Genomic DNA, 11077 nt, shown 5'->3' on the forward strand with positions numbered 1-11077 from the left:
CCCTGTGACAACGGGTGCCGCAAACGAGGTTCCGGTGACCTGACGGTACCCGCCTCCGGGCGACGGTGCCATGAGTCCGACTCCCGGCGCGACAAGATCCGGTTTTATAAACTGGTTTTTTCTTGTGAACCCGCGCCCCGAAAAATCTGCATACGACTGATATGCGCTGTTATAAGCCCCGACTGTGATCACTTTCTGCGCGCACGACGGGATGGTCAGTGTCGTGTCCGGTGATGGACGCAAAAACCTCGTGGACTCTCCGAGAATTCCGGCAGATGGAAGCCACAGATCATACCGCCCTGCGACTGTCTGAACCGCCCTGATCCAGAATGTCCAGTCTCCGGTCTCGACATATGCCCCCTCATCCGGCACAAAATCAAAATAGATCTCCTGCGCGAGACTGTACGGTCCCGGCTTCCCATAATAAATCAAGATCTGTGTCTTACGGTAACGATAGCGCACCGGGCCAAGTGTCTCAGACAGTGGACCAAGGATCTCCCCCGTCGGCGTCTGAAGACGGATCTCAAACTGATCGGTGTAGTCCTTCCAGAGCTGTACCGAAAATCCATTCTCATACTCTCCGACGAGAAGTTCCACTCTTGCTTCTTCCGCATTTTCGCCGGGCGGTGTTCTGCGAAATCCTGCTCCGTTTTCACTTTCACCTGCTCCCAAATTTTGATTCCTGCGTTCTCTCACAATTCCGGAAACATGACCCGAGGAAGCTCCCTCATTTCCACTTCCGACGACAATGGTCGTCCTCCCATAATTTCCAATATCATCTAAAAAAGTTTCCAAAAGACTGCTTCCGTCGTGAGACCCATAGGTATTTCCAAAACTCAGATTCAGAGCAAGCGGACGATTCTCCTCCACCGCGCGCCAGACCGCAAAGTTCACAGCCCGCATGACTTCGGTTGTCCGAGGAAATCCTCCACTCTGCAAATCTGCGCGCTGATTTCCAAGTTTAATTACAAGCAGCTCACTTCCATAGGCAACTCCACGGTAACGTCCCTGCCTCGCCCTTCCATTTCCCGCTGCAATCCCCGCAACCGCTGTCCCATGACCACTGCTGTCAACAGACGGAAGTGCGCGATACGCCAGATTTCGATCCCCTCCCGCAAGCGCCTCGTTGATCTCCTCCCTCGTAAACACCCGCCCGAGTGTCTGGTCCCAGAGGGCAAGAATCCTTGTCGTCCCGTCCGGATTGCGAAAATCTTCATGGAACCAGTCGATCCCCGAATCTGCCACAGCGACGATCGTCCCGCTGCCAGTAAGCCCGCCGGACTCCTCAAAAGGCTCCTGAAGCGCAGAAATACAGGAGGCTGTTCCAATCGTCTCCGAAAAGAACAGCCTCTTTGGTTTCTCTACATATTCAATTTGTGGCAGGGCACTGACCCAATCAATCAAGGATTCCGGAACTGTGAGAATCGCATACTCGTTGCGCATCTCCTCGACGATGATTTTCCCTCGTTTTGTTCCACTCTCCCCCTCAACTTGATTTTCAAGTGGACTCTCTTCCAATACCATATCACTGTCAGATGCCAAATTTTTCAGTGCGTCAAGACTCCCCGAATACTTGATGATCAGCTCCCATCGTCTCTCTGCGGGATCATATCCCGTCTCAAGTTCCTGTGAGCGCGCCCGCTCCTCCGGCGAGACCTCCAATGCGAGATTCAGCACATTGTCCAACTTCTGATTCTGGCTTCCCGAATTTCCCTGACGCAAATTTTGTGATCCATTCCTCTCGATTCCTGTTTCTTTTTCTATTTCTCTTTCTATTTCTCTTTCTGTTTTTCTTTCCCCTTCTATCTCCCCTTCTATTTTTCTCTCGGCTTCCATCTTTGTCCTGCTCACTCGAAATCTTTCACCCGAAATCTTGCTTTTCTCTCTAAGATATTCCGCAGCACATTCTTTTTTTCATTTTTCTCACTTTAAAACAGAAATCATAATTTCTTCAACTTTTTCAACATCGATCGGCTTTGCGATATGACCATTCATGCCGTTTGCAAGTGCCCGCTTCCGATCCTCCTCAAAAGCATTTGCCGTCATCGCGATAATCGGAATATTCGCTTTCTTTTTGTCTGACAGACTCCGGATCGCCTGTGTTGCCTTGTAGCCGTCCATATTGGGCATCTGGACATCCATCAGAATCAGATCATAACTTCCCGCAGGCTTCTGTTCCATTCTGTCAAGACACTCGACTCCATCTGCGACACGTTCCACAACCAGACCCATATCATTCAAAATCGTCATTGCAATCTCCGCATTCAGCTCATTGTCCTCCGCCAGCAAGATATGTTTCCCCTTGATCTTCTCCTCCTGATCGAACACGGAGACCTCCTTTTTCTCTGTCTTCTGCTGGTGCTGGTAGTAAACCTCGTCCGCAAGCCTGTGCTGAAGGGTCACGACGTATCGCGTTCCCTCTCCCAATCTACTCTCCACCTCAATGCTTCCGCCCATCATGTCGATGAGTTTCTTGACAATCGGCATTCCAAGACCTGTTCCGGCCACTTTTCCGGTTGTCGTATTTCTCTCACGGGCAAACGATTCAAACAGAGACGGGAGAAATTCCTTGCTCATCCCGATTCCGGTATCAATGACCTCTGTCTGGATGCGCATAAATCCTTCCTGATCGCAGGGAATCTCTTTTGCTCTCACCGTCACACTTCCGCCGGAAAGCGTGTATTTGACTGCGTTGCTGACAAGGTTGAGGAAAATTTCCTTGATTTTTGTCTCATCACACATGACATGTTCGTGCGTCACCTCAATTTCGCACGAAAGACGGATCTCCTTTTTCTTTGCCTCCTCCTCAAACACTCCGCAGATCTCTCGCAAAACCGCTCCGATCTCCGAATAATTCTCATCTATTTCCATCTTTCCGCTCTCAATGCGTGCCATATCCAGCACATTGTTGATGATTGATAAAAGCAGGTTTCCGGACTGTTCGATCTTCTCCTGATAATCCAACAGCTTCGGATCCGTCAGTTCCTTTCTCATCAATTTGGTGTAGCCGAGAAGAGCATTCATCGGGGTCCGGATGTCGTGCGACATGTTGAACAGGAAATTTGATTTTGCCTTATTTGCCTCTTTTGCCTGCTTTAACGCCTCCTGAAGCTGCTGCTGGCTCGCCTCCAGTTTCCTGTTTAATTCCATCATTTTTTTCATGTAACTGAGGATCAGTATCAAAATCATCAGAAAGATTCCGCCAAACAGGAAAATCACTGTCAGCAGATTATCTTTTATAAAATCCGATACGGTGACTTTTTCCTGAAGTCTCTCATGCATTGCCAAGGCATTTGTAAGTCTGGAAGAAGGAATGCTTTTTAATGTTTTATTCAGGATCGATAAGAGAATTCGGTTGCCCGGTCTCACTGCAAAAGCAGATTTCACCGGCTGCGTCAACGGAATGCTCTGAAACTTGCGATTGCTGCCATACTCTGCTGCAAGTCTCGTTCCCGCAACAAAACAATCTGCCTGCCCCTTTCTGACCATCTCCACGGCATCCTTTAAAGAATCACTTTCAACGATCCTCCACTTCGGATAAAAATAGGAAATATGCCCTTTCAAAGCGGGCCAGTCCTTGGGGATGGCAATGATATTTTCCCTGTTTTCATCAAAATAATCTTTGCCGGTAACGACGGACAGATTATAAGTCCAGGTCTCATCGGACAGCGCCAGCTCATCCTTCTCGATGAGACTGGGATTCTGGCTGATATGAAAAATCATGTCGATCCTGTCATCCCTGAGCGCCTCAATCTCTTCCTCCCGGGAGTCAAATCCAAACAGTTCAAAGTTTAAGGTCTGATTGCCAAGACAATCCGAGGCATACTTGACGTAATCATTGATTACGCCCACAATTTCTCCCGTTCCCGCCGCTCTGACGCTGACTCCGACATCGTGATTCAAAAATCCGATCCGGATCGCACCGTGACTCTTCAGCCACTGCTGTTCTTTTCCGGTCAGAACTTCCTTGCTCACAGAAGAGAAATACCGCTTATAGAGTTCATCTTTATAAAAAAGTCTGTCGTACTCTAACTGGCGCATGGCACCATCAAGCGCTTCCTTCAGATCAGCGCGGTCCCGGTTGATGACAAAATAGATCCCGGAATTGCCGATATTTGCGACCACAGACAGGTTTGACTGTCCCCACTGTGGAAATTCCGTCGAGACAAAAGCATCGATCTCATGGTTTTCGATCTTTTCCAGCGTGTCCTCCATGCTGACGATGTTGACGTGCTGCGTGTGCAGGTTGTGTTTTTCCTCCCACGCGGACAGCATCGTCTCCGGTGTAGCGTTTTCAAGCACACCAATGCGTTTTCCGTTTAAGCTTCTAAGATTTGTGGCAGAGATTTTCGTATCATTGAGATCCGCATACAGATAATATTTCTCCTCCCCCATCGGCAAATCCGAAAACAGCATCGTCTGCGCGCGCTCCTCCGTGTAGGAGACGCCGCCCATCATATCGACCTCACCGTTTTGCAGCATCGTCAGGCACTCTGACCAGTCGCTTGTCACGTACTCGTAAGACCAGCCGGTGTAGCCAGCTACCGCCAGCTGATACTCATATCCGTATCCGCTCCGCTCGCCGTTCTCATTGATCGTATTATAAGTGCCCTCAAATGAGGCAACCCGAACCGCTCTCATCGGCGCCACCTCTGCCTCTGCATCTGTGTCTGCAAATGCGAATGCCAGAACCGGCATCTGTATCCACGCAAACAGAACCAAAAGGCAAAGCAGCCTGCCCACTCTCCCTCTGCTCCGGATTCGTTTTTCCAACTCACTCAAAGACCGTATTAAAATTTGTATTAAAACTTTCATTAAAACTCGTATTTTTTCACGCATCCTCTTCACTTCAAACTCCACCCTTTTATCGTGATTCCATAAAGCAAACCGAATCACGGATTTTGACAGCAAATCACAGATCTTCTGTATTCATAAGCAGCTCGCAGATAACCTGTTTTGCCCTTTCCATATCTAATGGTTTTGCGAGATGTACATTCATCCCCGCATCCAGACAGGTTTCCACATCCTCCCGGAATGCCTTTGCCGTCATCGCAATGATCGGGATTGCTGCCGCATCCGGACGTTTCATCTCACGAATCGCCCTCGTCGCAGCCAGACCGTCCATCACCGGCATCATAAGATCCATCAAAATCACATCAAACGTCCCCTGCGGACTCTCCGCAAACAAATCCACCGCCTGCTTTCCGTTATGGACAACCGTGACTTTTGCGCCCTCATCCGTGAACATCGTCTCCGCGATCTCCGCATTCAACTCATTATCCTCAGCCACCATCACATGCAGACCATGAAGCACATTTGCTGCATCCACCCTTCGCTCTGCCTGTTCTGAGTGCTTCGGTGCCGGGGCGATCTCAAACGGAATGGTGACCACAAATGTGGATCCGACTCCTTTTTCGCTGTCAATCGAAATCCTGCCGCCCATCTGCTCAAGCAGTCCCTTCACGATCGTCATGCCAAGCCCGGTCCCCTGATAAACGCTGCGCGCATCATTTTTTTCCTGTTCAAACGGTTCAAAAATGTGCTCCAGAAACTCCCTGCTCATTCCCACACCGGTGTCTGAAATCTTCCACTGATACGTGCAGATCCCATTCTCTGCTCCCAGCACGCTCACACTCGTCGTGATCTTTCCGCCGGGTTTGTTATACTTGATACAGTTTCCGTAAATGTTTAAGAAAATCTGTCTCAGATGAACGGGACTTCCATAAATGTAGGGATAAAAACTTTCTGATTTTTCTCTTTCATACGTCCACTCAATCCCATTTTCCATGGCCCGCTCTCTCACTGTCGCGGCAAGTTTCCGAGAAAATCTCGGCAGATCGATACATTCATGGGTCAGGTATGTATTGCCATCTTCCAGTTTGCTCATCTGCAGAACATCATTGATCAGTGACAGCAGATGCTTCGCCGAAACCTGCATTTTCTTGTGATTTTCTCTCACCAGCTCCTGATTTTCAAAATGTTCCTCATCGATTTTTAGAAGTCCCATAATCCCATTGAGCGGAGTTCTCATATCGTGGCTCATTCTGGAGAGGAAACTGCTCTTGGCCGCTGCCGCCTTCTTCGCCTGGATCAGTGCCTCCTCAAGCTGCCTGTTTTTCTCCCTCAGCATATCAGCATAACTTCTCTGGATCTCAATCTGTTTCTTCTGGTAGGCTTTATCCGCCCTCCACATCAGCATATTCAGGATAAACATGAGGAGCAGGTACGCAAACAGCACGTACAGCACGTTCGAGATCGTTGTCGTAAAGACACTTTTCTCATCCATAAAGGCATAGATATAATATTCCTTGCTCTTATCCATCACTCCAAAATCATTGCTCAGCAGATGGGCACGGTTTCTCGCATGCACCATCTTTTTCCCCACACCGCGTTCCATGATCCGTTTCAGGATGCGCAGATCCTCCACCTTTGTATTTTCCAGAGCCGGATTATTGGAAAAGACAACCTGATCGCCGCTGCTGATGACGATCGTGCCGTCTGTTTCCGGAGACAATCCAAGCACAATGGAGCGGATCGAATTGTTGATAATGCGGCAGTATTCCGGGGAGGTATAAAATATCCAACCACTACTCCATCCTCGTCCATCCTTTTCACAGACGCCAGATCAACGTGTGACCCGTCCTCGCGCACCACACGAAGCGTATAATTTTTCTCTGGAAACGAAAACGGATCCATCAGCGCATCGAGATCTGCCAGATTCAGCACTTTCTTGCTTCCAAGCCCCGTCAGATCCACCGCTTCCTCAATCGTTCCCTCTTTATCTAACAAAATCAGGCCGTGCAGATAATGATCCTTTACCAGATTTTTAAGAAAGTCTTCTTCTCTGTTCCGGATTCCTGTCCTCTCCGCCTCATACTTCAAGCGCCAGTTGATCTGCTCTGTACTCTCCGTCACCTGAAGCAGACTTTTTGCCTCGGATGCCAGATCGCGGGTCAGGCTGTCATTGCACTGTTCTTTCATATACTTGACGGTTGTTAAAAGACTGCTTTCCGCCTTTCTCATATCGATGTTTGCAGAGATGACAAAGGTGATCACCAGAATCACCACTCCGGTCAGAATCTCCAGAACCGTAATCCGCTTCCAGGATATCACTCGCCTACTCTCCATCATATCCCTCCTCCAGATAGCGGTCGGCATTCGGCAAATACCTGCTGATAACCTGTTTTACGGTTCCATCCCTCTGCATCTTATTCAAAATCTCCGTGAGCTTCTCATTCAGCCCTCGCGTGTCCGACTTATCAAACGCGACCCCGAGATCCACGGACTGCAGCGGTTCTTTCAGAATGCGAAATTTCGGCCCGGATTCCTCCATAAACTGATCTACAGCAGTCTCATGGGCTGCCAGCGCATCCACATATCCCTTGCTCAAGAGAATAAAGATGAGATCTCTCTTCTGCACGGAAATGATCTTTTGCAGCTTGGGCACGGTTCCATTATAGCTGCGGATGATGTCCTCGGGCTTTGTCGTATTTTGAACGGCGACAATCTTTCCCTCCAGATCCTGAAGCGTCTGAATCTCGCTGTCCGTCCTCACCGCCACAACCTGTCTGCTTTTCATGTAAGGACCTGCCCAGTTGTATTCTGTCTCACGATCTGTCATTGTAAAACTGCTCCAGATGCAGTCAATCTCGCCATCTGCCAGCAGTTTTTTCTTGTCCTCCCAGTTGATGAACACAAACTTGGGCGAGTAACCCATCTGTGAAAAAGCCTCCCTTGCCAGTTCCACATCAATCCCGGTCATGTTGCCGTTGGTATCCATATAGCTGAACGGAGAATAATTGTCACATCCGACGGTGATCACAGGCAAATTGTCCGCCGCGGTCTCTCCGTTCTTTCCCTTTCCGTACACGCTGCACCCACAAAGGAAGCTGACTACCAACATCACAATTCCCACTGAATAAATTTTTTTCATACTTTTTCTGATTTTCCTCTGTTATTTGAATATTTAAAAAACCAAAAAGAAAAACCGCCTGTCAAGATAAACTTACACAGGCGGCATAAAATGGGAATAACTTTCGTGAACTCCCATTATAAAAATCAACCACAATAGCGATTCCGCCCAGTATAAATTGCGGAACCGTTATCCATAAATTGATGCAACCGGCTGTCATAGTTTTCTTCAAAAACCTTAGACCCATTTGGCTTTGTGTCGCTGCCTTTCGACAGGTTTACTAAATATTCGATTTTATCTATGAATGATCCGTGTTTTTCTTTTTTATGTCCGATTTTTTCTATCGCGGGTTTTCATCGAAAATAAACACAATAATTCAATAATATTATACTTAACAACCATTTTCCCGTCAATACTGCAAATTAGACAAGACAGAAAAAGAAAAATGGCCATCCCTTTCGTCTCCGAAAAGAACAGCCACTCTGGTTTTTCTGCAAATCCTGAGTTCCATCCCTGTATCACACAGGATTTTTAGCTCAGAAATTTCCTATCGATTTCCATGTACAGCTACTCCATCTCCATACATTCCATGATGAGCTTCTCACACCGCTCATATCCAAGTTCCGAGCTGTTTAACGACAGTGTGTAGTTGCTCGCCTTTCCCCACTTCTGGTCCGTATAAAAATTATAATTTGTCATCCTTCTCTTATCCGTGTCTGCCATCATCTTCTTCGCCTCCTGCTCAGAAACCGCATAAATCCGGCAGATTCTCTGCGTCTTCTCCGGCAGATTTCCGTGTATAAACACGTTGAGCACATCCGTCCGCTCTCTCAGAATAAAATCCGCATTTCTTCCGATGATCACACACTCTTCTTTCTCTGCAATTTCCAGAATGATCTTTCTCTGAACCTCATAAACGAGATCTTCCATCGATTTCCCGGCACTGTCACGTCCGGCAAATGCATAGGCAAACAGTCCTTTTCGCGGGGAGAGTTCTGCACTCTCCTGAATATACTCCGGCGCCAGTCCCGACTGCTGTGCAATCTGGTTGATCAGATTCTTGTCATAGTAAGCGATTCCAAGTTTCTTTGCAACCTCCTCCCCGATGAAACGTCCCCCGCTTCCAAATTCTCTGCTGATCGTGACGATTCTCTTTTTCATTGCGTCTTCCTCCTTTTTCACTCAAAATTCATTTAAAACATCTCGTAACTATTCAGTACCTTTATAGTTACGAACAAAAATCCATTCCTGATCGGCTACGCCGATGGGATTTTTGCATTCTAACCTATGTTTTCTTACGGTCAGCGCAGCAAGTGCGCAGACCTACTGAACAGTTACAACATCCCTAACTCAGAACATCTACGGTCGTCTTTGTGATTTTCTTCAAAAACCCATAGCCAACCAGACAGGACAGGGCTTCTGTGATCGGAAATGACCACCAGATCAGCGTAAGATCTGCCTGACCATTTCTCACAAAAATTGAGAATACACCCGCGAGCGGCAAAATAATCACAAGCTGTCTGAGCAGAGAGATTACGAGAGATTCGAGTCCGCGGTTTAATGCCTGATAAATGCCCTGATAAGCGACATTGATTCCCGCAAAGAGGAAACTCAGCGAAATCACGCGCATCGCCCCGATAAAGTACTCACGCGACTGCCCCGCATTGAATAACGTCGCAAACGCTTCCGGAAATCCTTCTGTCACAAAGATACCAAAAATCATCAGAATCACCGTATACAAAATTCCATATTTGATTCCATCCCGAATTCTCTTTCTGCTTCGCATTCCATAACCAAACGCAAGGATCGGTGTGATTGCATCTCTTAAACCAAAGGCGAGGAAGAGTACAAACTGCTGAACCTTATAGAAAAGCCCATATGCAGTCTGCGCGGACGGACTGAATTTGAGAATCAGGTTCATCGCATAAACCATGATCGACATCAGCGCCTGCGCAATGATTGCCGGAAGTCCGACCGCATAGATTTCCCGGATAATCGCACCATTCGGCTTCATCATCTTCGCACCATGCTCAAACTCATGGTTGAGTCTCAGATGAAAGATCAAAAGAAGTCCCGCCGATACCACCTGACCGATCACTGTCGCATAAGCGGCACCGCAAACTCCCATTTCCGGAACCGGACCGAGTCCATAGATCATAACCGGATCTAAGATGATATTGACAACCGCACCGACTACCTGACCGATCGTCGAGTAGAGGGAACGTCCCGTCGCCTGAAGCAGTTTCTCAAACAGGGAAAAATAGATAATTCCAAATGAGACGACACAGCAGATTCTTAAGTAATCCACCGCCATCTCAAGCACTTCCGGATCAATTGTCTGAGACGAGATGTAGGCTCTCACTCCAAAAATTCCAAACAAAAGACAGATCAGATAAATTACTGCCCCGAGAAACAGGCTGTTGCCCGCAACCATCCCCGCTTTCTTCTGGTTTCCCTGTCCTAGGGTTCTCGCAAGAAGCGCATTCGTTCCGACCCCTGTTCCGATTCCGACTGCCACCATCAACATCTGGATCGGAAAAACCAGTGTCAGCGCATTCAGTGCCGACTCACTTCCCGTTCTCATATTTCCGACAAACGCACTGTCCACAATGTTGTAGACTGCCTGAAGCGCCATCGATAAGATCATCGGGATTCCCATCTGAATCATCAGCTTCCCCACCGGCATCTCCTTCATTTTGTTGCTCTCTGCCATTTTCTTTTCTCCTCCTTCTCTTTGCCTGTTACCACCACTGTATCATACGGCATTTTCAGTTTAGGAAATGCCTGCCCATATACAATGTACAGTACCTCTGTCCTCATAAAATCAAAAAAAGATCTGCATCTTGCAAGACAAGAAAAAAGTGTGCATCTTTCCCCGTAAGCTGACAAGTTGGACTTACGCTGATAAGCTACACACTGATTTTTGATACCTGTATTTATTTTTTCTGTACATCTTTTTTACATATCTCTTCTTGGATCTGAATCTGCACAAACCTCGTTGATTTTTCAGGACAAACTTTTTGTATAAAAAAGAATGTGCCTTGGCACATTCTCGCGCCGAGGCGCGGTTGCTTCAGCAACCATCTTCCCCTGCGCCGAGTGCGCATCCTTGCGGAGCATTTTTTGTATGATAGGACGCAATTTCCTATCATACAAAAAACGAGC

General features: G+C 47.6%; 7 protein-coding genes and 1 riboswitch. All 7 genes read right to left on the bottom strand.

The genetic code is table 11. The annotated features are described in order from the left end of the window. Nucleotides 1–1722, bottom strand: a 1722-nt coding sequence (locus tag ACR0QE_RS11665; protein ID WP_432628520.1) for a S8 family peptidase, incomplete at its 3' end; no start/stop codon positions are given. A gap of 201 nt (nucleotides 1723–1923) precedes the next feature. After that, on the bottom strand, nucleotides 1924–4743 hold the full coding sequence (locus tag ACR0QE_RS11670; protein ID WP_432628521.1) for an ATP-binding protein: 2820 nt from the start codon (nucleotides 4741–4743) through the stop codon (nucleotides 1924–1926). Nucleotides 4744–4912: 169 nt separating this feature from the next. Beyond that, nucleotides 4913–6523 (bottom strand): ATP-binding protein, encoded by a 1611-nt coding sequence (locus ACR0QE_RS11675; protein WP_432628522.1) that lies wholly within the window; start codon nucleotides 6521–6523, stop codon nucleotides 4913–4915. Continuing rightward, complete coding sequence (locus tag ACR0QE_RS11680) at nucleotides 6406–7128, bottom strand: hypothetical protein (protein WP_432628523.1); 723 nt, start codon at nucleotides 7126–7128, stop codon at nucleotides 6406–6408. The genes ACR0QE_RS11675 and ACR0QE_RS11680 overlap by 118 nt, the downstream gene beginning before the upstream one ends. Continuing rightward, nucleotides 7118–7933 (bottom strand): substrate-binding periplasmic protein, encoded by an 816-nt coding sequence (locus tag ACR0QE_RS11685; RefSeq protein ID WP_432628524.1) that lies wholly within the window; start codon nucleotides 7931–7933, stop codon nucleotides 7118–7120. The genes ACR0QE_RS11680 and ACR0QE_RS11685 overlap by 11 nt, the downstream gene beginning before the upstream one ends. Nucleotides 7934–8113: 180 nt before the next feature. After that, nucleotides 8114–8204: riboswitch (cyclic di-GMP riboswitch) on the bottom strand. A 275-nt stretch (nucleotides 8205–8479) separates the two neighbouring features. Further along, the gene (locus ACR0QE_RS11690; RefSeq protein ID WP_432628525.1) at nucleotides 8480–9073 is read right to left on the bottom strand and encodes an AAA family ATPase; all 594 of its coding nucleotides are present in this window, start codon (nucleotides 9071–9073) and stop codon (nucleotides 8480–8482) included. 184 nt (nucleotides 9074–9257) lie between these two features. Beyond that, nucleotides 9258–10625, bottom strand: a complete 1368-nt coding sequence (locus ACR0QE_RS11695) for an MATE family efflux transporter (protein WP_432628526.1) — start codon at nucleotides 10623–10625, stop codon at nucleotides 9258–9260. Nucleotides 10626–11077 lie beyond the last annotated feature (452 nt).

The organism is Brotaphodocola sp. (assembly GCF_050873065.1).
Taxonomy (GTDB): Bacteria; Bacillota; Clostridia; order Lachnospirales; family Lachnospiraceae; genus Brotaphodocola.